General features: G+C 57.8%; 21 protein-coding genes. 15 read left to right on the top strand and 6 right to left on the bottom strand.

Annotation, left to right across the window (positions count from 1 at the left end; all coding sequences use genetic code 11):
• Positions 1-72: 72 nt before the first annotated feature.
• Complete coding sequence (locus AC1D2P_RS01810; protein WP_109786685.1) at positions 73-534, bottom strand: hypothetical protein; 462 nt, start codon at positions 532-534, stop codon at positions 73-75.
• 111 nt (positions 535-645) lie between these two features.
• Here AC1D2P_RS01810 and AC1D2P_RS01805 point away from each other — a divergent pair, with 111 nt between their 5' ends.
• Together AC1D2P_RS01805 and AC1D2P_RS01800 are read left to right on the top strand one after the other, a co-directional pair.
• Entirely contained in the window at positions 646-2004 is a 1359-nt protein-coding gene (locus tag AC1D2P_RS01805; RefSeq protein WP_223525048.1) for an MATE family efflux transporter, read from the top strand.
• Positions 2005-2098: 94 nt separating this feature from the next.
• Positions 2099-2761 (top strand): phosphoribosyltransferase, encoded by a 663-nt coding sequence (locus tag AC1D2P_RS01800; RefSeq protein WP_046030362.1) that lies wholly within the window; start codon positions 2099-2101, stop codon positions 2759-2761.
• Positions 2762-2767: 6 nt separating this feature from the next.
• Here the strand turns inward: AC1D2P_RS01800 and AC1D2P_RS01795 are convergent, their stop codons facing one another.
• A complete protein-coding gene (locus AC1D2P_RS01795; RefSeq protein WP_046030360.1) occupies positions 2768-3511 on the bottom strand; it encodes an SDR family oxidoreductase in 744 nt (247 codons plus the stop codon).
• Between the two features lie 205 nt (positions 3512-3716).
• On the opposite strand from AC1D2P_RS01795, the gene AC1D2P_RS01790 reads away from it, so the two are divergent.
• Positions 3717-4286 carry a YceI family protein gene (locus AC1D2P_RS01790; protein ID WP_477811294.1) on the top strand — a complete coding sequence of 190 codons (570 nt, stop codon included), beginning with the start codon at positions 3717-3719 and terminating at the stop codon, positions 4284-4286.
• Between the two features lie 98 nt (positions 4287-4384).
• Complete coding sequence (locus AC1D2P_RS01785; RefSeq protein ID WP_477757869.1) at positions 4385-5512, top strand: GGDEF domain-containing protein; 1128 nt, start codon at positions 4385-4387, stop codon at positions 5510-5512.
• Positions 5513-5524: 12 nt separating this feature from the next.
• Here the strand turns inward: AC1D2P_RS01785 and AC1D2P_RS01780 are convergent, their stop codons facing one another.
• The 3 genes from AC1D2P_RS01780 to AC1D2P_RS01770 all read right to left on the bottom strand — a co-directional run bounded on the left by AC1D2P_RS01780 (position 5525) and on the right by AC1D2P_RS01770 (position 10268).
• Positions 5525-6010: a DUF3592 domain-containing protein gene (locus AC1D2P_RS01780; protein ID WP_046030355.1), complete on the bottom strand. Its 486-nt coding sequence runs from the start codon at positions 6008-6010 to the stop codon at positions 5525-5527.
• A gap of 167 nt (positions 6011-6177) precedes the next feature.
• Positions 6178-9576, bottom strand: a complete 3399-nt coding sequence (locus AC1D2P_RS01775; protein ID WP_109786680.1) for an Ig-like domain-containing protein — start codon at positions 9574-9576, stop codon at positions 6178-6180.
• Positions 9577-9827: 251 nt separating this feature from the next.
• On the bottom strand, positions 9828-10268 hold the full coding sequence (locus tag AC1D2P_RS01770) for a hotdog fold domain-containing protein (RefSeq protein WP_077431945.1): 441 nt from the start codon (positions 10266-10268) through the stop codon (positions 9828-9830).
• Positions 10269-10433: 165 nt separating this feature from the next.
• Between AC1D2P_RS01770 and AC1D2P_RS01765 the strand changes: the two genes are divergently transcribed.
• From AC1D2P_RS01765 to AC1D2P_RS01715, 11 genes are all read left to right on the top strand, one after another.
• A complete protein-coding gene (locus tag AC1D2P_RS01765) occupies positions 10434-11069 on the top strand; it encodes a TetR/AcrR family transcriptional regulator (RefSeq protein ID WP_077431946.1) in 636 nt (211 codons plus the stop codon).
• 25 nt (positions 11070-11094) lie between these two features.
• On the top strand, positions 11095-11805 hold the full coding sequence (locus AC1D2P_RS01760; protein ID WP_223525053.1) for a GNAT family N-acetyltransferase: 711 nt from the start codon (positions 11095-11097) through the stop codon (positions 11803-11805).
• Between the two features lie 317 nt (positions 11806-12122).
• Positions 12123-13769: a malate dehydrogenase (quinone) gene (gene mqo / locus AC1D2P_RS01755; protein ID WP_109786678.1), complete on the top strand. Its 1647-nt coding sequence runs from the start codon at positions 12123-12125 to the stop codon at positions 13767-13769.
• A 391-nt stretch (positions 13770-14160) separates the two neighbouring features.
• Entirely contained in the window at positions 14161-15876 is a 1716-nt protein-coding gene (locus AC1D2P_RS01750) for an arylsulfatase (protein ID WP_109786677.1), read from the top strand.
• A 293-nt stretch (positions 15877-16169) separates the two neighbouring features.
• Complete coding sequence (locus tag AC1D2P_RS01745; RefSeq protein WP_109786676.1) at positions 16170-16520, top strand: ArsR/SmtB family transcription factor; 351 nt, start codon at positions 16170-16172, stop codon at positions 16518-16520.
• A gap of 68 nt (positions 16521-16588) precedes the next feature.
• Entirely contained in the window at positions 16589-17593 is a 1005-nt protein-coding gene (locus AC1D2P_RS01740; protein ID WP_477757868.1) for an ArsJ-associated glyceraldehyde-3-phosphate dehydrogenase, read from the top strand.
• An 11-nt stretch (positions 17594-17604) separates the two neighbouring features.
• Positions 17605-18834 (top strand): organoarsenical effux MFS transporter ArsJ, encoded by a 1230-nt coding sequence (arsJ, locus tag AC1D2P_RS01735; protein ID WP_477757867.1) that lies wholly within the window; start codon positions 17605-17607, stop codon positions 18832-18834.
• A gap of 446 nt (positions 18835-19280) precedes the next feature.
• The gene (locus AC1D2P_RS01730) at positions 19281-19559 is read left to right on the top strand and encodes a DUF2790 domain-containing protein (protein WP_046030330.1); all 279 of its coding nucleotides are present in this window, start codon (positions 19281-19283) and stop codon (positions 19557-19559) included.
• A 277-nt stretch (positions 19560-19836) separates the two neighbouring features.
• The gene (locus tag AC1D2P_RS01725) at positions 19837-20490 is read left to right on the top strand and encodes a hypothetical protein (protein WP_046030328.1); all 654 of its coding nucleotides are present in this window, start codon (positions 19837-19839) and stop codon (positions 20488-20490) included.
• Positions 20491-20573: 83 nt separating this feature from the next.
• Positions 20574-20780 (top strand): co-regulatory protein PtrA N-terminal domain-containing protein, encoded by a 207-nt coding sequence (locus AC1D2P_RS01720; RefSeq protein WP_046030326.1) that lies wholly within the window; start codon positions 20574-20576, stop codon positions 20778-20780.
• A gap of 838 nt (positions 20781-21618) precedes the next feature.
• Entirely contained in the window at positions 21619-23022 is a 1404-nt protein-coding gene (locus AC1D2P_RS01715) for an MFS transporter (RefSeq protein WP_046030324.1), read from the top strand.
• Positions 23023-23295: 273 nt separating this feature from the next.
• Here the strand turns inward: AC1D2P_RS01715 and AC1D2P_RS01710 are convergent, their stop codons facing one another.
• Positions 23296-24315: an AbrB family transcriptional regulator gene (locus tag AC1D2P_RS01710; RefSeq protein WP_046030322.1), complete on the bottom strand. Its 1020-nt coding sequence runs from the start codon at positions 24313-24315 to the stop codon at positions 23296-23298.
• Positions 24316-24473: the final 158 nt, after the last annotated feature.

The following is a 24473-nucleotide window of genomic DNA, read 5'->3' as shown; positions in this document are numbered from 1 at the left end:
CTCAAACGCCTATCGAAACTCGCGAGCAGTCGGGTGATTTTTTTCATCGCTAAAACGACTAACAATCGGCGGTCACTGTGGAGGATTTGCCGCGCCAGCGTGTTTGATATCCCCACAAAAGATATCTACGTTGCCATCGGTCGCGGCCGTTCGCACGACGATGGAATACTCACCCGCCAGCAGCACCGACAGGGCGACAGGCGCGCTTCTGGAAAGCGTCCAGCCGCGTATGGGCTGGCGTTCGGTGTTGACCTGATCGTTCATGGCGTAGGCCACTGCCCCGGGGTGTTGGCAACTGCCTTTATAAATGAACGTATAGAGACGCAAGGGCAGGGTGCCACCGCTGGGAACACCGCTGATAAAGAAACTGAGTCCGGTTTTATTGTCCCAGTCGGCCAACGTCACATTGCCGATCTGACCGGTGTTTTGCCGCGTGGCAACCAATGAAACGGACACCACCGGTTTTGATGATGTGGTGCAACCGAATAGGGTGGCAGCGATCAATAGGGCGGTCAGTGCATGTGCGAGCTTCATGGCCAAGCTCCTGTGTTGAAAAACTGCGGGGGTGAATAGCGGTATAGCTGATTAATCGCCCTGGCGTAGAATCCCCCAAACCCGCGCGCGCCCATCCGAGACGGATACTCAATGCAAACCCCCACCCAATCCACCCCCCTCTGGAAAACCTACCTGCTTTTCCTCGGCCCGATGGTCCTGTCGAATTTCCTGCAATCCATGTCGGGCACCGTCAACAGCATCTACATCGGCCAGATGCTCGGTACCCAGGCCCTGGCTGCTGTCTCTGGCATGTTTCCCATCATTTTCTTCTTCATCGCGCTGGTCATTGGCCTCGGTGCGGGTGCCAGTGTGCTCATCGGTCAGGCGTGGGGCGCCCGTGAGCCGCATCTGGTGAAAACCATCGCTGCGACTACTTTGCTGCTGGGCGCCATGATCGGGCTGTCGGCGGCGGTGTTGGGCAGTGTGTTTGCCAGGCGCGCCTTGCAGGGGTTGGGCACGCCGGCGGATGTACTGGATGACGCGGTGGCCTATGCCCACGTGATGATGTGGATCATGCCGTCGCTGTTGGTTTACGTGCTGTTCACCCAACTGCTGCGCGGGGTCAGCGATACGGTGTCGCCGCTGATTGCGTTGGTGGTGTCGACGTGTATCGGGTTGGCGCTGACGCCGGCGTTGATTCGCGGTTGGTTCGGGTTGCCGCCGATGGGGATTCAGAGTGCGGCGTATGCCGGGTTGGCGGGTAACTTGTCGGCGATGGGGTGGCTGGCGTGGCGGTTGATTCGCAAGGGGCATCCGTTGGCTCCGGATCGCGAGATGTTTGCGGCGATGAAGCTGGACCTGGTGATTCTTGGCAAGGTGCTGCGCATTGGCCTGCCGACCGGGTTGCAGATGGTGGTGTTGTCGGTGTCGGAGCTGGTGATTCTGGCGCTGGTGAACCAGCACGGCTCGCAGGCGACGGCGGCGTACGGGGCGGTGACGCAGATCGTCAATTACGTGCAGTTCCCGGCGCTGTCGATTGCGATCACCGCGTCGATCCTCGGCGCCCAGGCGATCGGGGCAGGGCGTGTCGAGCGCATGGGGCCGATTTTGCGCACGGGGCTGCTGATCAATGTGTGCCTGACCGGTGGTTTGGTGGTGTTGGGTTACGTGTTGTCGCACTGGTTGTTGGGCTTGTTCCTGACCGATGATTCCACCCGGGCGATGGCCGAGCACTTGTTGCACATCATGCTCTGGAGCCTGTTGGTGTTTGGTTTCCAGGCGATTGTCGGCGGCATCATGCGCGCCAGCGGTACGGTGTTGGTGCCGATGGCCGTGTCGATTTTTTGCGTAGTGCTGGTGCAGTTGCCGGTAGCGTATGTGCTGGACGGGCACTTTGGTTTGCAGGGTGTGTGGATGGCGTTTCCAGTGGCGTACCTGGGGATGCTGGCGTTGCAGACGGCGTACTACCGGTTTGTGTGGCGGCATCAGAAGATCGAGCGGTTGGTGTAAGCGGCACCGCTTGCTGTCGGCCATGGTCAGGCCGACAATTCTCGGGGACTGCGTGATGAAACCGGCGGGCGTGATCGCCTGAGGAGGTTTTCAGATGAGTCCCTCATCGCACTCTGTTTTGCAGGACCGGGTTGCGGCCGGTCGGCGTCTGGTGGCGCCATTGCTCGCTTACGCTCATCGCCCGGACGTCATCGTCCTCGCATTACCCCGGGGCGGCGTGCCGGTGGCCTATGAAGTGGCCACGGCGCTGGACGTTCGCCTCGACCTGATGCTGGTGCGCAAGCTCGGCGTACCGTCCCACGAAGAGTTCGCCATGGGCGCGATCGCGAGTGGCGGCATCCAGATTCTCAATGAACAGGCATTGCGGGTGCACCCGATTGATAAGGACACGTTCGATGCCGTGGTCGCACGGGAAACCCGGGAGCTGCTGCGGCGCGAGCAGGCTTACCGGGGCGCCCGCCCGCCCGTGCAGCTCAAGGATCAGGTGGTGATTCTGATCGACGATGGCCTGGCGACGGGCGCCTCGATGATGGCGGCGATCCACGCAGTGCGGGTGCATTCGCCCGCTCGTATCGTGGTCGCCGTGCCGGTGGGACCACCCGAGACGGTCGAGGCGTTGCGCAGTGAAGTGGATGAGCTGATCTGCCCGCTGATCCCGGAGTGGCTCATGTCGATCGGTCATTGGTACATGGATTTTTCCCAGACCCCGGACGCCGAAGTCATCCGGCTGTTGCAACGGGCCTGGCAAAAAGCATGACGATGCTCAGGTGTTGAGCCAGATTTTAAACCAGGTCGTGCCGAGAATCGGATGCTCGCCTGGCGTCAGCGACTGGTCATCGATTGGCGCACCGAAGTAAGGCACCGTGACATCCGCGACGGTTCGGCGCGGGTCCTTGATGTGTTGCAAATACTCGCCAACAAACTCAACCAGTGGCCGCCGCTCAGGCCCGGCCACTTCCACGGTCTGATTACCGGGTGCTTGCAAGGCAATGTCTGTCAGTACCGCCGCGACGTCGATCGAGGCCACCGGCTGCAACGCCGCCGAGGCCAAGTGGATGGTGTCGCCGTCCTCGCGACCGGAGAACGCGATGGCGCTGATGAATTCGAAAAATTGAGTGGCCCGCAGGATGGTGTAGGGAATCCCCGACTTTTTGATCAGCGTTTCCTGCGCCATTTTCGCCCGGAAGTAACCGCTGTCGAGCATCCGCTCAGTGCCGACGACGGACAGGGCGACATGATGTTTGACGCCGTCGAGTTTCTCCGCCGCGAACAGGTTGTGCCCGGCAGTCTGAAAAAAATGCAACGCGGCGTGGTCTTCGAAAGAGGGCGAGTTCGCTACGTCGACCACCACGTCGGCGCCTTTCAGGGCCTGCGTCAGCCCTTCGCCGCTGATGACATTCACCCCGGTACTCGGTGACGCTGCGTAGGCTTCATGGCCCAGTTCCTGCAGGTTTTTGCAGACCTTGCTGCCGATCAGGCCGGTTCCTCCGATGACGACGATTTTCATGTCTGTTTCCCGAAACGGTGAGTGCCACCCTCATTAAAGACCCGCTGGGAGGGGCGTATCGGGCGCTGAATCGGATTAACTGACAGGTGGTCGGAAGACTGCGCAACAGGTGGAATAAACGGTGGTTCTTTGCTTTAGTCCTTCTATCGCTGGTCCATGTGTGCGGGTGCCAGGCTCAAGTCAGGGGCCACGACCGGAGAATCCCATAATGTTTCGATTGCCGCGGCTTGCAGTACTGGCTGCCATGCTCATCTTTGGGTTTTTGCCCTGTGCCCAAGCGGTCCAGTACACCCAAGTCAATCAGACCGCCAGCACCATCTCCTTCACGTACAACCAGTTCGCCTCCGAGGTGTATGRCACGTTTGGCAAGTTCAAGGCGTCGCTGGATTTCGACACTGCCAAACCCGCAGCGGCCAAGGCGGCGCTCACTATCCAGCTCGACAGCATCAATGCCGGCAGCGATGACGCCAACGCTGAACTGCAAAAACCTGCCTGGTTCAATACCGCGGCGTATCCCGTGGCGACCTTTGAATCAGTCGGTGTGAAAGCGCTCGGCGACAACAAATACACAATCATCGGCAACCTGACACTCAGAGGCATTACTCGTAAGGTGAAAGTCCCTGTCTTGCTGACGACACACAACGCCATCGGGATTTTCGTCGGCGAGTTAACGCTTAAGCGCAGCGCCTTCAAGATCGGCGAGGGTGAATATGCCGATAACGTCGTTTCCGACGACATCAATATCCGGTTCAAGATGGTTGCGCCGCAGCAATAACGTGCCAGCTGCACTTTGAGCGTGTGATTCGATTGTTTGCCGGGGTGGCTGGGTGCCACAATCGGTTTTTGTCGCAGCATCATGATCAGGCGGATCAAATGGGTGGCCCAGGATTCAGGCACGACCAGGAGCTTTTTATCGCGGCGCAAGTGCATAGCGATCGTTTGCGACAGCTATTCCACCAATCCGTGTCTGCGGTGTTCGGCAGTTTCCTGGCCGCGATCATGCTGTGCGGACTGTGCTGGGATCGTGTTGATCACCGCATCATGTTCGGGTGGATTGGCCTGCTGAGTATCTCGTCGCTGCTGCGCATCCTGATGTTTGCCACCTATTTTCGCAGCCCGGACAATGAGCGCACGCCGCAACGCTGGGAGCGGACTTACTGGGTGACGTTGATGTTGTCGGCCGGTATCTGGGGGGCAGGCGCTTTGGCGATCATGCCGGCAAACGACCTGCTGGCCCAGGCGCTGGTCATGCTTTTTGCCGTCGGCATGTCGGTCAGCGCAGTGTCGTGCTACTCGTCCTACCGTTACATGACGCTGGCGTCGATTGGCCTGGTGCTGCTGCCGTGTACCACGTGGCTATTGTTTCAACCGTCGGCACTGCAAGTCGGGATGGCGTTCGCCGTCCTGGTGTTCGCCTCATTTGTCGCCAGCGCGACCCGCAAGCTGTCCGAAGCCCTGGAAACAGCGTTTCGTCTAACCCGTGAAATGGAGCAGGCGCACCACATTTCCACGCATGCCGCACAAACCGATGAATTGACCGGGCTGAAAAATCGCCGGGCATTTTTTGAGCGGGCGCAGCTATTGTTAAATGACTGCCAGAAAAAACGGTTGCCGCTGTGCGCCGTGATGCTGGATATGGATCACTTCAAGCACATCAATGACACCTATGGCCATCAGGTTGGCGATCAAGTGCTGCGACAGATGGGCGTCGTGATCAGCACCTGTTTTCGCGATACAGATGTCTGCGGCAGGATGGGTGGCGAGGAGTTCGCGATCCTGCTGCCGGACACGTCCATTGAGGTTGCCCTTGAAATCGCCGAACAGCTCATTCGGTCGATCAGCGGGGTAATGTCCGGGCCCGTTCACCGCATATCGGCCAGCGTCGGTGTCGCGGCAATGGAAATGCACGACAACGATCTGCAAAGCTTGATGAACAACGCGGACAAAGCGCTGTATCGGGCCAAGGCGCGTGGACGTAATCAGGTGGTGGTTTCGGAGTAGAGACGGGGATGACTAGTAAAACCGGTCTTCCTCTTTCATCCGGGCAATGCGCCCCAGCGTCCTGAACGATATCCCCAAAAACAACAGCGTCAGTAACACCCCGCCCATCATGATGTAAAACCCCGGACGGTTGCCGTTCAGTTCACGGGCAATGCTGCTTTGCCCCGGTAGCCAGCGGGAATAGATCAGGGGGATGCTGCCGCCGGTTTCAAAAGCGGTTTTCTGTGCGTAGCGCTCGTCGACATACTGATCGTCGTGCACCTGGTCGTCTTGATCGGTGTAGCGGTAGTGGATCACTTTGCCGTCGCGGTTCATGCGGATGTCGTCGAGTTGCGTCACCGTGCCGGTGGTCTCGATGGGGCCCAACTGAATGGCGGCATAGAGCATGCCCTCTTGCCGGGCCATGCCGGCGAGGAGCAGCACCACTAAACAGGCAACGGTCAGCAGGATTACCCGGTTGTACAGGTGATCTTTTTCAGCTTCGCGGGGGTAAAACATCTCACGGTCCTTCGTCGGTAGGTTCACCAGCAGAAGTCGGCGGACCGCGAAGTAACTTTAGGCGCGAGAGGATTATTTTCCGGTTATCGGTGTCCGTCCCTGGTTGAACCCGTAATCGACTGGCGCCCGGTCCGCAATGAACGGACCGGGTGCCAAGCGATACCGCTTTAGCGCACGGATATCGGCGCCGTTATCGTCTTGCCAAGTGCTGACTTGACGGTGATGGTCGGGGTTGCTGCCGGCCCGGCACCGGTGGTCGTCACAGTCACCCGCCACCGTCCGCCCGTGCCGACTTTCGTGAGCGTGGCGGTGCCCAGGTTAAGTGGCCCGGCAGTGGTGGCCGCGGTCACCGTTATGTTATTGCCGGCAAAGCGCGAGGTGGTCCCGGAAATATCCCAGGCGTAGCGGTTGTTGCTGCGAACGGAGACCGTGGCGCTGGAGACCAGCAAATCCTCATTGACCGCTGCGGCGGAGACCGCCACTGAGACTGTCGCCGGATCCGACATCGCGTCCTTGGCGTCGCTGGCCTGATAGGTAAAGGTCGCGGTGAATGGCGCGGGGACGATGGCCGGAGGGGTATAGACCACACGCCCCCCGTCGGTGCTGACTGTGCCCTTACCGGAATCCGGCTGGTTCAGGCCCACGACTTTGAGCGGCAGATTGCCGTCGGGGTCGGTGTCATTGGCTAACACGTTGATGGTCAGCGGCAGGCCATTACTGCTGGTGGCACTGTCAGGGTTGGCGATCGGTTTTTTGTTGTCGCCTTGGTTGTTGTTACCGTCACCGCCAGTGCGGAAGGTAGGCAGGCCCACGGAGTTCACGTAGTTGACGCCGTCCCAGCCAGGCAGGGGCGTTGGCATCAACTGGAACTGACCCGGGTGCTCGACATCCCAACGTAGCAACATGGAGTTGTCTTCATGTTGAGTGTTGTGACAGTGCTCCATGTAGGTCCCTGCGAATTCACGGAAGTGGATCGCCATGACGACATCCTCGGAACTGTCGACGCCTTCGCCAATACGATAGACGTCCTTGCGTGCCCATTTTTCCCATTCCGGCGGTGCCTTGCCATCACGGCTGAGGATCACGCCTTCTTCGAAGTGCACGTGGACAGGGTGGTTCCAGCCGTTGCCGCCGTTTTTGATTTTCCACACTTCCAGGGTGCCGTCTCCGGAGAACCCCGCATCTTTCGGACCGTTGGCCAATTGCGGCGCTGCACTGAGCCGGCGAGGGTCCATGCTGTAACCGAAACCGCCGTCAGTCTTGACGGTCCAGGGGGCTTCGTCGGTGCCATCGGAGCGGCCGAAAATGAACTCGCGATGCCGCGCCACTGTGAGTTTTTGCTGGTCGTTGGGGTTGTCGCGGTCGATGGTCAGCGGGATCATTTTCTTGCCGGCAGCTTTGCCCGGTTTCGCCGGTTCGTAAGCGACCGGGTCCATGCTCTGGTCGTGCCCGCTGTAAGGCTGGACAACCATTTGCATGAACTTGCCGACAGCGGGGTCACCCTCGTCCCATTTCGGGCCTGTGCTGGTTTGTTTGATCACCGCCTTGTACGTCCCGGACAACACGTCTGCCAGTGACAGTTCTTCCTTTATCGGGCCCTTGCCGGTCTGGTGTGGCATCACGTTGACGAAGTACAGCTTGTCACCCACCGAGATCCCGTTTTTCGCGAAGTTGACGATGATGTCGAAGCGTTCGGCAATGCCTTGGGTTGGCAAAATTGCGTTGTTGTCCTGCGTATTACCGTCACCGTCCAGGTCCATGCTGCCGTCGAACGGTACGGCGTGCTCCATGATGTTGCCGTCGTTGCCTATCATGTGGAATGGCACCCGGGCGTAAGAAACACCCGAGCCGGCAGGCCCGGGAAACTCACCGCCATTGCCGGCAATTTCGCGCACCAGGGCCATCTTGAGGTAGCGCGACACCGAGCCGTTGAGAATGCGGAACCGATAGGCGCGCGCGCGGACTTTCAGGCTCGGTTGATACTGCCAGTTGACGAGGATCTGGTCGCCCAGGAAACCATCGGTGTTGAACGGGTTGAACCACAACTGGCCATTGGCATCCCAGGCCTTGTCGGCGACCACCAGGTTCACATCGTAGTCGCGGTTGCCCCATGGCAATCCCGAACCGCTGGGGAAGCGCAGGTTGACGCCGTCCTCGATCGCTTCGTTGCCGCGATCGATAGCGCTGTAGTAGTTCATCATCGACGCATTGCCCTTGTAGACATTCTGCGCGGTGAAATCGAGCATGTGGTCATGAAACCAGTGGGTACTCATGGTCTCGCGCCAGTCGCCGCGAATCTTGATCGTGCCGTTGTCGCAGGTTTTCAGGCCGGGGCTGGTGTCATTGACGTACAACTTCTCGCCCGGTGCGCAGGGGAATGCGGCACGAGGGTCTTGTGCGGTGGTGTTGATGGTGTCGTAACCGGCCAACTGGATCGGCCAGCGATAATCGTAGTACTGCCCCGGAAAGAAAAACGCGTTGGCATAGCCATCGCTTTCAGCCGGGGAGTGCCCGTTGTGTTCATGGGAACTGAGGGTGTGCAGGCCAAAACCGGCGTTGGCTGACGGGTCGATCGGCAGGGCGTTGTAGTGCCGCATCAGCACAGGCTGGCCGTAACGCACCATGAGCAATTTAGGCGGAAAGGTGCCATCGAAGGTCCACAACGATTTGTGATTTTGCACCGGCATTTTGGGGTGGAAGCGTGGGTCGATGCCTTTGGTGGTGCCTATCGTGGTCGGGATGTCCGAGGTCTGGTAGTAGAGCCCGCCGGGTCCGAACTCTCCTTCCGCATAGTGGTGCAATTGTTTGCTGTCACGCAGGCCTTTATTGAGACGTGCACCCACCTGCACGGTCTTGAACTGGACCTGAGGATAAAATTCGTTCCAGCGCTGATGCGACCAGCCTTTTCCCGGTGGTCGTCCTTCGGCGGGCGAGCCCACCGGATGGCGGTTGAGGAAAGCTTCTATCTGCGCCTTCCACGGGTTGCGATCCAGCACATTGGAAAACTGCGTGGGGTACGGCGTCAGCCCCGGCTGCCGCATGAAATTGTCCAGCCCGGTAAGCGATGGGCCGCTGCGCGCGATACTGTTCGGGTCTTGCGCGGGTGCCGGGCCGGCAAGGGGGACGGGGAACGTCAACGTATAGGGCGGGGTGGTCGGGTCGAGTGTTTCCGGGCCGAATTCTTCGAACAGCAATAACTGCTGGGTGTACGGTTGGGCGCCGAACAATGGGCTGGGTTTGCCATTGGTGGGGTAGTTGAAAGAAGTCTGCAAGGCGGGCGGCAATACGTTATCGGTCCGGGTTGTGGCTTTGTCGCCATACACGCCATTGGGCAACGCAATTGAGCCCTGATTGGCCGGAGGCATGGTCTTCAATGCTTCCAGCGCCGCTGCCGGATCGGCTGGCTGGTTAGTGTACGCCGAGGGGTCCGTCGGTGGCGGTGGCCCGTAATCATCCAGTGGGGCGGCGTTGACGGCGGTCAGGCTGAACGTCATCAACACCATTGAGGTAATGCCCTGCGCCCCGAAGAAGCCGGGCGACTTGTTCACAGGAAATGAGTTTTTCATGATGGTTCTCGGGGGGGCATGCCTAAGTGGTGGCACTTGCATTTTGGCCAATGCATAAGTTGCGCCATCACCAGGTACACCTGAGAAACCAAGATGAATCATTGAGTTGTGAAAAAAATGTAAACGTGGGGCCACTTTGGGGAAAGTGGGGGGGGGCGGGTGTAAGTCCTCATTGTCGGGGAATGGGGTTGTCTTTACGCGACAACCTGTAGCAGCTGACGCAGGCTGCGCCAGCTGCTACGGATCGGGGTTCAGGAAAGCTTCACATTCATGGTGATCCGCGCCGTGAACACTTTTTTGCCTTCAGCGTCATGAATGTCCACCGGGACAATCTTGTCGCCTTCAGTCTGCCAGTCGACCTCTTCACCGTTGGCCACTGCGGTCACGTCGCTTTTGGCCTTGGCGAGGTACTCCACGCTCATGCCTTTTGGAATCCAGCGCGCGCCAGCAGGGATGGACACGTCGGTCATCATTCCGGCGGCCAGCTCGGCGGCGTTGCACATCGCAATAGCATGGACCGTACCAAGGTGGTTGGTGATCTCCCGGCTGAAGGGCACCTGGACCGTGGCGTGATCTGGACGCAACTCCGAGACCAGCGGGTTGATGGTGCTGAAGTAGGGCGCCACCTGACAGGCCATTTGGCTGAACGCTTGCGGGCCTGCGCTGTTGAACATGCTGAGAAACTGACTCATGTTGAAGCCTCACTGCTGGGTTGGTTTTACAGAATGATATTCCGTAACAGAATAATGTTCTGTGGCGGAACAGTATTCTGTTGCCGTGAAATCTGTCAACCTAGCGCGGCTTGTTCATCGGCAGTCGTCTGCCTTGTCATGGACTTTTTTTGGCCTGTGTCCCGTATGGAAACCTCAGATTTACTCGAGCGCTGCTACCCCGGCAGAAGGGCCGAACTCAAACGCGATATCTTCAGAAAGGCCCTGGCCCTGTTCAATGAACAAGGGCTCGAAGCCACGACCATCGAGATGATTCGCGCCGAGTGCGACACCAGCGTGGGCGCGATCTACCATCATTTCGGCAACAAGGAAGGTTTGGTGGCGGCGCTGTTTTTCGCCGCGCTGGACGATCAGGCCCAGCTTCGCGACCGCTATTTGAGTGAAGCAAAGACCACCCAAGAAGGCGTACACGCGCTGGTGCACAGCTTCGTCGATTGGGTCGACAGCCAGCCGGAATGGGCGCGGTTCCAGTACCACGCGCGATTTGCTGTGACCAAAGGGCCGTTCAAGGACGAGCTCGTGGCCCGCAACAAGGCGCGTAACCAAAAGCTCGGAGAATGGCTGGCGGAACCCGGTCGGCGCGATGAGTTGCGAGCGGTTCCGGCTGAACTGCTGCTATCGCTGATCATTGGCCAGTCCGACAGTTACTGCCGCGCGTGGTTGTCGGGGCGGGTGAAGGGCAGTCCGAAGGCTTACCGGGAACTGCTGGCCGAAGCAGCGTGGCGATCAATCTGTGACAATAGCCTGGCCGATGCCCAGTAAGTCTTTTCCCGGAGTCAGAATTTCAATGCCCCAACTCACCCATTTCGACGCCCCGTGCCCGGAGCCCATTAACAGCCAGATCCTGCAAATGGTCGTCGATAACCTGACCGACATCAGCATGGTCGGCATCGGGCCGAGCAACCCGCTGTACAACGTGTACCAATACACGGTCGGCTTCGAAGTGCACCTGTACCTGGAAGCACTCGACGGCTCCAAGGGCATTGCTGTCGAGCTGATCGTCGCCACCGACGATGAAGACCCGTCGAAAGTCATCGGTTTTCTGTTGTACCTGCCGATCAAAGACGACCCCGATGCGTGTGGCGTGGCCTACATGGCGGTCGACGCCGGCCATCGTCGCCGAGGTGTCGCGCGCGCCATGCTGCAAGACATGACCCGCCGCTACCCGCACGCCGAATTGACCTGCGCCGTCGCCAAGGTGCCATGGTTCGAATCGATGGGGTTTCAGGTGCTGGGTGTGCGCAGCACCCAAGTGCTGATGAACACTCGCGACCACAGCAGCGAAGGCTTGATGGGGCTGCTGGATGTGGCGTCGATCTACGGTTCGCTGGAGGTTCGACAGATCCATGCCTACTTGCTGCAGAAACATGGCAAGCGCGCAATGATCGATGCCGAGAAGCAACGCGACCGGCATTTGGACCAGATGATCCGCAACGCCAAGGTGTTTGTGCTGAATCGTTTGGGCCAGAACGCGGCGAACGAGCCTCGTCTGGACTAGACCCGTGAGTCCTTTCCGGAGCGCACGGTCGCCCGACCGTGATATTCTGCGCGCCAACTTGGTTTGACCTAATCAGTTTGCCCGTCCCGGAGACGCGCAGACAGGATCAATGTCGCTCAAGTAGCTGAAGCCAATAATGATAAAAAGTCAGTTCAGTAGGGACATATAACTGAGGTCGATGCAGTCAGTCGGCCTTGTGTGCCCACCCCTCCCATCCTTATGAACAAACACCCACGACATCCTGCCTGAATGCCGTGAGCCCGGGGTTTGGTCGTGAGGAGGGAAGGGCGGATGGCGTTTTATCATAGGTGCTACAGATGTTTAAGAAAGTGAACACGGCCCTGCTGGGGCTGGCATTGTCGATGGGGATGACTTCCGTCCACGCGGAAGAGGCAAAGAAAGTCGATGTGTTGCTGATTGGCGGCGGCATCATGAGCGCAACGCTGGGTGTCTGGCTCAATGAGCTGGAACCTGGCACCTCGATGGAAATGATCGAGCGCCTCGACGGCGTCGCCCTGGAAAGCTCAAACGGCTGGAACAACGCCGGTACCGGTCACTCCGCCCTGGCCGAGTTGAACTACACCCCGGAAGACGACAAAGGCAACGTACAGATCCCGAAAGCCGTTGAAATCAACGAAGCGTTCCAGATCTCCCGTCAGTTCTGGTCCTGGCAGGTTCAGCAAGGTGTGCTGAAAAACCCGCGTTCGTTCATCAACTCCACGCCGCACATGAGCTTTGTGTGGGGCGATGACAACATCAAGTTCCTGAAGAAGCGCTACGAAGCCCTGCAAGCGAGCCCGCTGTTCGCCGGCATGCAGTATTCCGAAGACCCGGCTGTGATCAAGAAGTGGGTTCCGCTGATGATGGAAGGGCGCGACCCGAACCAGAAAATCGCGGCCACCTGGTCGCCGATCGGCACCGACGTGAACTTCGGCGAGATCACCCGCCAGTTCGTCGCGCACCTGCAAACCACGCCAAAATTCGACTTGAAGTTGTCTAGCGAAGTGCAAGACATCACCAAGAACGCAGACGGCACCTGGCGCGTCAGCTACAAAAACCTGAAAGACGGCAGCAAAACCGAAACCGACGCCAAGTTCGTGTTCATCGGCGCCGGCGGCGGTGCACTGCACCTGCTGCAGAAGTCCGGCATTCCTGAAGCCCAGGAATACGCAGGCTTCCCGGTCGGCGGCTCGTTCCTCGTGACCGAAAACCCGACCATCGCCGAACAACACCTGGCCAAGGCCTACGGCAAAGCCTCCGTTGGCGCACCGCCGATGTCGGTTCCGCACCTGGACACCCGTGTCCTGGACGGCAAGCGCGTCATCCTGTTTGGCCCATTCGCGACCTTCAGCACCAAGTTCCTGAAGGAAGGTTCGTACATGGACCTGCTGACCACCACCACCACGCACAACGTGTGGCCGATGACCAAGGTCGGCATCAAGGAATACCCGCTGGTCGAGTACCTCGCCGGCCAACTGATGCTGTCTGACGAAGACCGCATGAACGCCTTGAAAGAATACTTCCCGAACGCCAAAGCCGAAGACTGGCGCCTGTGGCAAGCCGGCCAACGCGTGCAAATCATCAAGCGCGATGAAGCGGCTGGTGGCGTGTTGAAGTTGGGTACCGAGATTGTTTCGTCGGCTGACGGCTCGATTGCCGGCCTGCTGGGCGCATCGCCGGGTGCATCGACTGCTGCACCGATCATGCTGACCGTGCTGCAGAAAGTGTTCAAGGATAAGGTGGCTTCGCCGGCCTGGCAGGAGAAGCTGCACCAGATCGTGCCGAGCTATGGCACTCAGTTGAACGGCAGTCCTGAGAAGGTTGCGCAGGAGTGGGCTTACACTGCCAAGGTGTTGGAGTTGACTCCGCCGCCGGTGATTCCGCAGTTGACGGCTCCAGTTGTTGCTCCGGCTGATGCCGGGAAGGCTCCGAAGGCTAATGCTGCGAGTGATATGGCTTTGTAAGTAGAAGCTGAATTGGAAAGCCCACTGAACCGGTGACGGTCAGTGGGCTTTTTTGTAGGGAGTGATTTTCTGCGAGGGATAGATTCAACTCGTTCGCATTTTTGTAAACCTTCTTTCCCGAACCTTGTCATTTTTTCTCGGCCATCGGCGCGGGTCTCATTTGTCAGGGCGACAAAGTAGGGCAGCACGGAGCGTCGTATTTGCCTTCGCCAAATAAGTGCGCTGATCCCTGTATTCACCCCATCGTCTAGACTCATCCATCCACGAACTGACGTTTGCCGCACCGCAAGGCTGGAGGGTCATCATCATTACCCATTCTCGATTTTCGAGGGAGGTGCAGCGGTAGTCAGAAGTAGCTGTACGCCTATATCAACAGATAGAGGAACACGCTATGAGACTTAAACAGATGGTGCTGGTGGGGTTGGCCACCAGCGGCATGATGTTGGGAGCGTTTTCACCAACGCTCACCCAAGCGGCCGACAAAAAGCCCAATATTCTGTTCATCATGGGAGATGACATCGGCTGGATGCAGGTCGGGGCTTATCAGAACGGACTGGGTTTTGATACGACACCCAATCTGGACCGAATCGCCAATGAAGGCGCCAAGTTCATGACTTACTATGCCGAGCAAAGTTGCACGGCTGGCCGCAACGCTTTTTTCACCGGCATGACCCCCTTGCGCACCGGCATGATTCCGCCGCAATTGCCTGGCAGCCCCTCTTATCTGCGACCAGGCACACCGGCACTCGCCAAGTTCCTGCTGGACCAGGGCTACACCACTGGTGAGTTCGGCAAGAATCACCTGGGGGATCACCCCGACGCACTGCCTACAGCACACGGCTTCCAGGAGTTCTGGGGCTACCTCTATCACTTGGATGCCATGCAGCAGGTCAGCTTTCCGGACATCAACAAAAGCCCTACCGAACAGGGCTTTGCCCCACCGTGCCAAACGGCGCTCATTCCAGGGGTGCCGGCAGTGCCGGGTGCCGTCGATCCCAAGACCACCGTTTGCCTGACGCCACCGCGGCCTGTTTTGGCCTGTGCATCCAAGGATGGTTCGTCAAAGAACCAGACGTGCAAGGATGAGGGGCCGCTCACCCTGGAACGCTCGAAAACGGTGGATGAAGAAATTTCAGCCAAGGTGATCGACTTCCTCGACCGCAACGACCCAAAGACGACCGACAAGCCCTTTTTTGTCTGGTACAACCCGGCGCGCATGCATATAACCACCGTGTTCTCGCCCAAGTATGAGGCCATGCTGGGCGAACGAGGTGGTAACGACTGGGGTATCCAGGAAGTCGGCATGAAGCAGATGGACGACAATATCGGCCTGGTGCTGAAAAAGCTCGAGAGTATGGGGCAGCTGGACAACACCATCGTGGTGTTCACCACAGACAACGGTGCAGAAAGCCAGACATTCCCCGATGGTGGCATGACGCCCTTCAAGGCCGGCAAGCTGACGACCTGGGAAGGCGGCATGCGTGTACCGGCGCTGATCCGTTGGCCCGGTCAAATCAAGCCCGGTACGGTGTATGACGACATCGTTGCCTCCTACGACTGGATGCCGACACTGGTTGAAATCGCGGGCGGCCCGAAAGGCAACGAACTCAACGCGCAGATCATGGCCGGCAAATACCCGGGCATCGTCAAAACCAAGCTGCAGGGCGTCAATCAACTGGACTATCTGACAGGCAAATCGAACAAGTCCGCGCGCGATACATTCTTGTACTACACCGGGGCTACACCGTCGGCCGTACGCTACAAGAACTGGAAGATTTACTTCACCATGGAAGGGTCATCCGGCGCTTCAGCACTGGCAGGCCCACAGCAGTATGGCTGGGCGCAGGTGCAAAATATCCGCAGGGATCCGTTCGAACAGGCCGTAGGCGAAGAGCAGAAGTCGGTGCTGTCTATCGGCGGTGCATTGGCGGCACCCAGCACGGCCTATCTCTACGACTGGAACCTGTTGCCGGTTGGCCAGCAATTATGGCTACAGGAACTTGAGTCCTTTGCCGAGTTCCCGCCCCTGCAATCGCCGGAGTCCTACAACCTCGTGCAGGTCCTGGATCAAGTCAAGGCGATGAACAAGAAGGTACCGGGCCAGTAGGCGTGTGAAGCGAGAAAGCCAGGGCGCTCTGCCCCTGGCTTTCTCTGCTGCTGGTAATCAAATCCATCCCGATTGTATTGGGGGATGTGACGGCATAGGCGAAAAGCTGGGTTTGCTTGCCAAAACACCCGCTGCGGATCGATCGCGGCCCCAAAAACAGGCAACGATAGGCTAGAAGCAGGCACTGAAGGCGTTCATTAAGCATTGAATATTTCACTGGCATGCCAATGTCAGGTCTTTCTAAATTCATAAATATCCGTATATTCGTATGTTCATATATATGAGCCGCTCCGATGAACCTCCTGCCTGCCACTGTCTTCAAATGCCTGGGTGATGAAACCCGCGCAAGGGTCATGTTACTGCTCTGCGCACAAGGTGAACTCTGCGTATGCGAACTGATCTGCGCACTCGGTGACAGTCAACCCAAGATTTCACGCCACCTGGCTCAGTTGCGTACCTGCGGACTGCTCGAAACTCGCCGTCAAGGGCAATGGATTTACTACCGACTGAACGTTGAGCTTCCACAGTGGGTCATCGACGTAATCCAGGTCACGCTTGAGGCCAACCGCCACTGGCTGAGCCAGGACGAAAAACGCCTTGATCAGATGGGTGAGCGTCCCGAGCGCCAGGCAGCATGTTGCTGAGATAGCTGTTAATTCAATCAAACCATCTACTGCCCCTCCGAAGTCAGCACACGAAAGAGAACAACATCATGAGCATCAAAGTAGGTATCAACGGTTTCGGTCGAATCGGTCGTCTTGCATTGCGCGCCGCTTGGCACTGGCCCGAGTTTGAATTCGTGCAAATCAATGACCCTGCTGGCGACGCTACCACCCATGCGCACCTGATCAATTTCGATTCCGTGCACGGCCGTTGGCACAACGAAGCCAGCGCCGATAGCGATTGCGTGGTCATTGACGGTCGACGCATTCGGGTGACGGCCAACCAATCCATCGCCGACACTGACTGGTCCGGCTGCGATTTAGTCATCGAAGCCAGTGGCAAAATGAAGTCCGTTGGCGTGCTTCAGGCGTATCTGGAACAAGGTGTGAAGCGCGTGGTGGTCTGCGCACCGGTGAAGGAACAGGGCGCGCTGAACATCGTCATGGGCGTCAATCAGCACCTGTTCGATCCGGCTCGGCACCGTATTGTTACCGCCGCATCCTGCACCACCAATTGCCTGGCTCCGGTGGTCAAAGTGATCCACGAAAACCTCGGTATTCGCCATGGTTCGATCACCACGATCCACGACCTGACCAATACGCAAAGCATCCTCGATCAGCCGCACAAGGACCTGCGTCGCGCCCGTGCTTCGGGCATGAGCCTCATCCCGACCAGTACAGGCTCGGCGACAGCCATTGCGGAAATTTTCCCGGAGTTGCGTGGCCGCCTGAACGGCCATGCCGTGCGCGTACCACTGGCCAATGCCTCTCTTACCGACTGCGTGTTCGAGGTGGAGCGTGCGACTTCGGTGGAGGAGGTCAATGAGTTGCTCAAATCTGCGGCTGCTGGTCCGCTCAAAGACATCCTCGGTTATGAGGAGCGTCCACTGGTTTCGATCGACTACCGCACCGATCCGCGCTCCTCGATCATCGATGCGCTTTCGACCATGGTGGTGAACGGCACCCAAGTGAAGATCTACGCCTGGTACGACAACGAGTGGGGGTACGCCAACCGCGTTGTCGAACTGGCCAAACTGGCCGGCTTGGCCGGTTAACAGCGGTGGTCATGAAGGCGTCGTCAGCCCTTTCCCCGGAAGTTCGGCAGTACCTGCTGGTCACCGGCAACTACTGGGCCTTCACCCTCACCGATGGCGCACTGCGCATGTTGGTGGTATTGCATTTCCACACATTGGGCTACTCGCCGCTGCACATTGCCGCGCTGTTCCTGTTCTACGAAATCTTTGGCGTCATCACCAACCTGGTGGGCGGCTACCTGGGCGCTCGCCTGGGCTTGAATCGCACGATGAATATCGGTCTTGGCCTCCAGGTCGCCGCCTTGCTGATGCTCACAGTACCAGTCGCTCTACTGACCATTCCTTGGGTGATGGGCGCTCAAGCATTGTCCGGTATCGCCAAGGACCTCAATAAGATGAGTGCCAAGAGTTCGATCAAACTTTTGGTGCCCGACCAGCAGCAGGGCACGCTTTATCAGTGGATAGCCGTCCTCACCGGCTCAAAAAACGCCCTCAAGGGTGTGGGCTTCTTCCTGGGCGGTGCCTTGCTGGCATGGTTGACGTTCAGAGGGGCGGTGCTGCTGATGGCAACGGTATTGGCGCTGATCTGGATCGCGAGCCTGTTCTTGCTGCAAAAGGATCTGGGCAGAGCCAAGGACAAGCCGAAGTTCCGCGAAATGCTCTCCAAGAGCCGAGCGATCAACATCCTCTCGGCGGCGCGGCTGTTTCTTTTTGGTGCTCGCGATGTGTGGTTTGTCGTCGCCTTGCCGGTGTACCTGAGTGAAGTACTGGGCTGGGACTTTTGGCGGGTGGGTGGATTTCTGGCAGCCTGGATCATCGGCTACGGCATCGTTCAGTCTCTCGCCCCGAACATCACCGGGAAGACGCGTGGCCATGTCCCGGATGGGCGAGCGGCCTTCATTTGGGCGGCTTCGCTGGCCGGCTTCCCGGCCACTATCGCCCTCGGCCTCTCGGCGGGTGGGTCACCCCAGGTTGTGCTCCTGGGTGGATTGATGATCTTCGGTGCGCTGTTTGCGGTGAACTCCTCCTTACACAGCTACTTGATCATCTCCTATGCAAAAGAGGACGGGGTATCGCTGGATGTGGGTTTCTATTACATGTCCAACGCATTGGGGCGGCTGCTCGGTACCGTACTGTCTGGCTGGATTTACCAAGACTACGGGCTGGAAGCTTGCCTGTGGGTTTCTACGGCCTTTGTCATGCTGGCCGCGCTGATTTCCAGCGGCTTGCCCAAACACGCCAAAGCGATACCTTCGACATGACAAGTTGGAATTTCACCGGCTGAATGCCGATGGAAGAATTAGCAGTCTGGCACACCGCAAGACGGTGGTTCGTCATAGCAGTTTTATTAAGTAAACAGGCCGATTTCAGCCATTTGTCACTGGCTGCCTTGAGTTGATGCGGTCGGTCTCGAAAGCTTGAATTCGCCATCGCCCGGATTCAGCCGGCTGAATTGAAAGTACTGATTCACCTTGCGTAAAAATCCGTCATGACATGTTATGACCTCCCTCAAAAACGGACTTTGACCAACAAATACGGGGGTTAAAGGACGAATGGTCGAGAGGCGTCAAGCGCGGTGAATTGCTGGGAGTTTGCAGCCACTACATGCTTTTCAGGCAGGCGCGTTCGTCGCGGGAAAGTGAACTTCATTTTCTTCACGTGTCACATTAGGTCCTCGTCAAGTGAACTTCAGCAGAGGTACAGCCTAATGAACATGGCCACAGTAGTCAGTGCCGTGATTTCGAGTCTCGCACCAAGTGTCTTTGACCAGAACGGCTTGCAAGAGCCCGGCGCGCATGTGTCAGCCGTCGATTACCACTACGGAATGGAAATCGATGTGAAGCAAGTACTGCGGCGCACCGATACATCCGATAAGACTGGCGTAGTACCAGTGACCCTGGTTTACCTGGACAGCCAAGGCGAGGTTCACAAACTTCGTTTCCTCGAATGGGGCGGAAGCCCGGCCAACCCCACCAGCGTGACCTGATCCGCTCACCGACAGGATTCTGGGCCTCGCCTGTCCCCCCAGAAGCGCAAGTTAAACCTCATATGTATTAAGTACGAATGAAGTTTTTGTTACCTGAAAATGGACATGATCGAATGATTAAAAGTTCATTCGCAAAAATCGCTATTATCTTGGCAGCGTAATACTGCAAGAGTATTTGATAATAATTATTGGATCCTAATTGCAATCAGCAACGGCAAACTCTAATTAAGTCGTGTCGTGAGTTATGTTGATTCACTATTGAAGTCAAGAGGTCACCATGGAACTTAGTATGCTTTCTTCGTCCACCGTGGAATATGTGCGTTTGGGTGTTGTGTATTTCCATCTTATCGCTTGCTGCGTGGCAATCGGGCTGGTGTTGACCAGTGACATTGCAATGGTCAAGCAACTCCTGAAAGGGGATGTGTCGGGTCACCATGATGACGCGCATATGGAAAGTCTTCAAAAAACCGTAGTGCTTGCACTTGTCGCTCTGTGGATTACGGGCATTGGTATTGTCGGGATAGATTATGCCGGCAAGGGAATGGAATATTTCCTCAATCCAAAATTGCAAGCCAAGATCGGGATAGTTGTGCTGTTGACCTTTAACGGTTTCCTCTTGCATAGCGCTGTATTGCCGGCCCTGAAAAAAGCCGGTTCGTTGCTGAAACTCTCCTTTAGCCTGCGGATGCTGGCGCTGTTCTCCGGCGCCCTCTCTGGCGTGTCGTGGTTCTATGCCGCCATGCTGGGTGTTGGTCGTCCGCTGGCCTGGAAGTACTCGCTGGTGGAGTTGCTGGCAGCCTATCCGGTTCTCATCGTCGGTGGATTTGGAATGATGGTGCTGCTCACTGCCTGGGCAAAAAACAGAGACGCTCAAGAGCGCATGGAGCAAGGCGCCTGGGGCGCCAGAAGCACCGCCCTGGCTGGATGGTGAAGCCCGGTTGAATAAGCAAGTTCAGCTTTAACAAATGAATTCCGTTGTTAACCGTTAATAAAATCTCACGTGAGGATACCCAAATGAAATCTATGAAAGCTCTCTTCGTAGTCGCCGCTTTGACCGCTTCTTCTCTGGCGATGGCCACAGGTGGCGGTGACCGAACCTTCACACGCATGGAGTCGGCCCGGAAAGTGTCGATGGAAGCCTTCCAGGTTGCGCAGAAACAGAAGGCTGAAGCCGCTGTAGCTCAAAGCAAAGCCAAGGCAACCGATCGCACCAACAGCTGATCTGTGTAGCGCGTTCCCGGGCAGGGCTGTCGGTAAACCTGATGTTGGATCAAGTAGATCTACTAGGGTAGGCGAGGGCGTTGTTCCAGCGTGGTGTGCAGTAAAAAGCCCCGCTCCCTTTTAAGGGGCGGGGCTTTATACATTTCAGCAATGTCGCAAAGACAAAGCGTCATGGTGAAAGGTGCTGACTTTGGCAAAGCTCCTTCCTGGGTACTCAAAACGGATTGAAGAGTCGCCATTCCGCCGTCTGTGCGGGAATGTTGGTCGTCGTACAACGAGATTTGGTTTCGAATTCCCCACAACCTGCCATCAACGCCCGTAACGCCAAAACGCCAACACTCCTGCAGCTAGCGCCGTCTGTACCCATCCGCAAATTTTCTCGCAACCCCGTCACCCAGACCAACGGCCATCTTTCAGATTGACAGCCCAACCTCAATCTCGCTATAAAAGGCGCAGTTGTACGACGACAGACGAGACATCGACTGTTCATCCTAAAAATAAAAAAGCGTGTCGGCCCTCATCATGAATTCATCTAGCGTACTCAGCCCCCTCTACGTCGCTTCTTCTGGCCCGATCCTGTCTGCTTGCGCGCCCGCGCAATCGGCTGTGTTGCAGGCGACTGCCCCGTCAAACCCCTGCCAGCACTCGCGACACGTCTACCTCCAGCCGTAAAAAGATGCACCGGCGGCGGGGTACAGCATTCGAGTTAATCGAAAGTTACGGCTGAACCTGACCAGCCTCGACGCGGATTCCTCGCGTTTTGGCGATGCTTTACGACACACTTGATCTCGCTTGAAACCGAGAGATCATCACCATAATCCAATAATAAAGTGATGCCATGAATCTGAACGAGCCCATCAATGCGCAACGCGTCGGCCAAACGGTCGGCAAATATCGCTGGACGATCTGTGCACTGTTGTTTTTCGCCACCACCGTCAATTACCTGGACCGTCAGGTACTGAGTCTGTTGGCGCCGCAACTGTCGACGCAGTTTGGTTGGAGTAACACTGATTACGCCAACATTGCCGCGGTTTTCCAGTTCGTGTACGCGATTTCCATGCTGTTTGCCGGCCGCTTCGTCGACAAGATCGGCACCAAGAAAGCGTATATGTTCGCGATTGGTATCTGGTCCACGGGCGCGGTCATGCACGCCTTTGCGGTGCCAATGGGTGAGGGCATCGGTGCGCTGAGCAGTGCACTCGGCCTGGCGGTCATTCCGGTTTCGATTGCGGGTTTCATGCTGTCGCGCGCTGTGCTGGCGATTGGTGAAGCGGGTAACTTCCCGATTGCGATCAAGGCCACCGCCGAATACTTCCCGAAGAAGGAACGTTCTTTCGCCACCGGCATCTTCAACTCCGGCGCCAACGTGGGCGCAGTCCTGGCACCGATTTGCGTGCCGCTGATTGCCGGCATTTGGGGCTGGGAAGCCGCGTTTATCGTGATCGGTATGTTGGGCTTCGTCTGGGTCGCTGTCTGGATCGCACTTTACGAGAAGCCAGATCAGCAAAAGCGTCTGTCGGCTGAGGAACTGGCTTACATCCGCAGCGATGAAGGGGTGCAAGTGGCTACGCCTGAAGTGAAGGGTGTCGCGGCCAAAAAAGTATCGTGGTTCAAGTTGCTGACCTACCGTCAGACTTGGGCCTTTGCTTTCGGCAAGTTCATGACCGACGGCGTGTGGTGGTTCTTCCTGTTCTGGCTGCCGACCTATCTGTCGGCGCAATACGGCATGAAGGGCGCGGACATCGTGTTGCCACTGGCCGTGTTGTACAGCATGACCATGGTCGGCAGCATCGGCGGGGGCTGGTTCCCGAGCTACTTCATGGCGCGCGGCGACAAGCCGTATGACGGCCGCATGAAAGCCATGCTGGTGATCGCGCTGTTCCCGTTGGTGGTGCTGCTGGCGCAGCCATTCGGTTACATCAGCTTCTGGGTGCCGGTGCTGCTGATCGGTGTTGGCGCGTCGGCTCACCAGGCGTGGTCGTGCAACATCTTCACGACCGTGTCCGACATGTTCCCGCAAAAAACCATCGCTTCCGTGGTCGGCATTGGCGGCATGGCGGGTGGTTTGGGCGGTGTCGTGATGACGAAGGTGGGTGGTTACGTGTTCGACTACTACAAATCGATCAACGATATTCACACCGGCTACATGATCATGTTCGCCATCTGTTCGCTGGCCTATCTGGTGGCCTGGAGCGTGATGAAAACGCTGGTGCCACGCCATAAGGAAATCACCGATCTGTAAGCGGCGATTGATGCAATAGAAAGCCCCGTCCCACGTGAGTGGGGCGGGGCTTTTTCGTTTGCAGGATCAAATCTGATCCGTATTTTTCTGAGGAATCTGAATCTGTAATGCACTCAGTTGCGGGCTCAGAATGAAGGCACGCAGCAACCTCACAATTTAGGAGGCCCCAATGGGCAAGATGGCACTCTTCCTCGGTGGATTTCTGGTGTTGACCATTCTGATTGGTGCACTGGCCACGATCTCTCCCGCTTAATCCTTTCCTGCGACCCCTGATCAAACATCTTCCCGCCAGCGCCGGGCCTGCACGATCAATGCGGGGGCGAAGTGCAGCACGACCATGCGCATCAGGTGGTGAGTGAGGATGAACACGACGTTCAGCCCGCCACTGAAGGCGACGATGGCGATGGTCTCGACAGCGCCCGGCATGTACGCCAGCCACAACGACAAGGGGTCGCTGCCCAGCACCCGACCCGCCACCCCGGCGAACGCCGCGGCGATCAGCAACATCAAGGCGACGGACATCAGTCCGGCGCGGCCGTGGTGCCATAGCTGCGCGAGGCTGATGTCCTTGAATTTCGAGCCAATCAACACACCAAGCAGGACCGCCGCCGAGTCGACACTCCAGGCGGGCATCTGGAATCCGTGGAGGTAGCCCAGCTTGACGTAGACGCCCGTGAGGACGATGGCCGTGAGCATGAACGGCGCCGGCACGCCGACGTTCAATAGCAAACGCCCGAGCAACAAACACATGGCGATCAGCGACAGCAGGGTCAACGCCATGCTCATGTCCAGCGGGCTGCTCTGGGCAATCGCCAGGTGGGTCTGCCCGGGAATACAAAAGCTGACGAGGAGGGTGATGGACAGCAGTCGAACCAGATGCACGACGATCACTTTGCTGGACGCTCGTTCGGACTCCAGCAAGTCGAACACGGCGGCGAGGGCGCCGGGGTAGACGGCGAGGAGGGTGTCCTTGCGGTTCCAGCCGGCGACCTTGAGCAACGAGAAACCGGCCACGGTGCTTTGCACCACCAGGCACAACAGCATCAAGCCCAGGCTGGGCAACATGGCGGCGACTGTCTGGCTGTCCCACGCGGTGAACATCAGGCCCGTCGCGATCCCCAACACGAGTTGCACGTAGCCGAGGCTGAAACGCACGGTGGGAGAGAATCGAAAACGGCTGGCGATGACGGCGGTTGCGAGTATCGAGCCCAATAACAGGCCATGAGGGATACCAGCGTGTTGCAGCGCGGTGCCGACGCCGGCGGCGATCAGCAAATACAACAGGGTTTTCATGAGCCGTCCTTGATTCGTGAGTGAGCCCGATACGTCCATCCGGGCCAGCCACGTTTTCCCACCTAACCGCATGAGGCGTCAAGAACGATGGTTGACTCATCAGTCATGTCCTTTAGGCGACATCTCCTGGCTTACTAGCGTTAGTCGGTAATCATCAG

The sequence above is a fragment of the Pseudomonas sp. P1_F1_2 genome (assembly GCF_056405815.1).
The sequence above is the reverse complement of the archived record's forward strand: the minus strand, read 5'-3'. Positions and strand labels throughout refer to the sequence as shown.

Bases quoted from the DNA above. Each gene is read 5' to 3' on its own strand.
- arsJ (WP_477757867.1), top strand. From the start codon at position 17,605: ATGAAGGCGTCGTCAGCCCTTTCCCCGGAAGTTCGGCAGTACCTGCTG.
- AC1D2P_RS01785 (WP_477757869.1), top strand. From the start codon at position 4,385: ATGGGTGGCCCAGGATTCAGGCACGACCAGGAGCTTTTTATCGCGGCG.
- AC1D2P_RS01760 (WP_223525053.1), top strand. From the start codon at position 11,095: ATGCCCCAACTCACCCATTTCGACGCCCCGTGCCCGGAGCCCATTAAC.
- AC1D2P_RS01745 (WP_109786676.1), top strand. From the start codon at position 16,170: ATGAACCTCCTGCCTGCCACTGTCTTCAAATGCCTGGGTGATGAAACC.
- AC1D2P_RS01795 (WP_046030360.1), bottom strand. From the start codon at position 3,511: ATGAAAATCGTCGTCATCGGAGGAACCGGCCTGATCGGCAGCAAGGTC.
- AC1D2P_RS01810 (WP_109786685.1), bottom strand. From the start codon at position 534: ATGAAGCTCGCACATGCACTGACCGCCCTATTGATCGCTGCCACCCTA.
- AC1D2P_RS01725 (WP_046030328.1), top strand. From the start codon at position 19,837: ATGGAACTTAGTATGCTTTCTTCGTCCACCGTGGAATATGTGCGTTTG.
- AC1D2P_RS01780 (WP_046030355.1), bottom strand. From the start codon at position 6,010: ATGTTTTACCCCCGCGAAGCTGAAAAAGATCACCTGTACAACCGGGTA.
- mqo (WP_109786678.1), top strand. From the start codon at position 12,123: ATGTTTAAGAAAGTGAACACGGCCCTGCTGGGGCTGGCATTGTCGATG.
- AC1D2P_RS01740 (WP_477757868.1), top strand. From the start codon at position 16,589: ATGAGCATCAAAGTAGGTATCAACGGTTTCGGTCGAATCGGTCGTCTT.
- AC1D2P_RS01765 (WP_077431946.1), top strand. From the start codon at position 10,434: ATGGAAACCTCAGATTTACTCGAGCGCTGCTACCCCGGCAGAAGGGCC.
- AC1D2P_RS01730 (WP_046030330.1), top strand. From the start codon at position 19,281: ATGAACATGGCCACAGTAGTCAGTGCCGTGATTTCGAGTCTCGCACCA.
- AC1D2P_RS01710 (WP_046030322.1), bottom strand. From the start codon at position 24,315: ATGAAAACCCTGTTGTATTTGCTGATCGCCGCCGGCGTCGGCACCGCG.
- AC1D2P_RS01800 (WP_046030362.1), top strand. From the start codon at position 2,099: ATGAGTCCCTCATCGCACTCTGTTTTGCAGGACCGGGTTGCGGCCGGT.
- AC1D2P_RS01770 (WP_077431945.1), bottom strand. From the start codon at position 10,268: ATGAGTCAGTTTCTCAGCATGTTCAACAGCGCAGGCCCGCAAGCGTTC.
- AC1D2P_RS01715 (WP_046030324.1), top strand. From the start codon at position 21,619: ATGAATCTGAACGAGCCCATCAATGCGCAACGCGTCGGCCAAACGGTC.
- AC1D2P_RS01775 (WP_109786680.1), bottom strand. From the start codon at position 9,576: ATGAAAAACTCATTTCCTGTGAACAAGTCGCCCGGCTTCTTCGGGGCG.
- AC1D2P_RS01720 (WP_046030326.1), top strand. From the start codon at position 20,574: ATGAAATCTATGAAAGCTCTCTTCGTAGTCGCCGCTTTGACCGCTTCT.
- AC1D2P_RS01750 (WP_109786677.1), top strand. From the start codon at position 14,161: ATGAGACTTAAACAGATGGTGCTGGTGGGGTTGGCCACCAGCGGCATG.
- AC1D2P_RS01805 (WP_223525048.1), top strand. From the start codon at position 646: ATGCAAACCCCCACCCAATCCACCCCCCTCTGGAAAACCTACCTGCTT.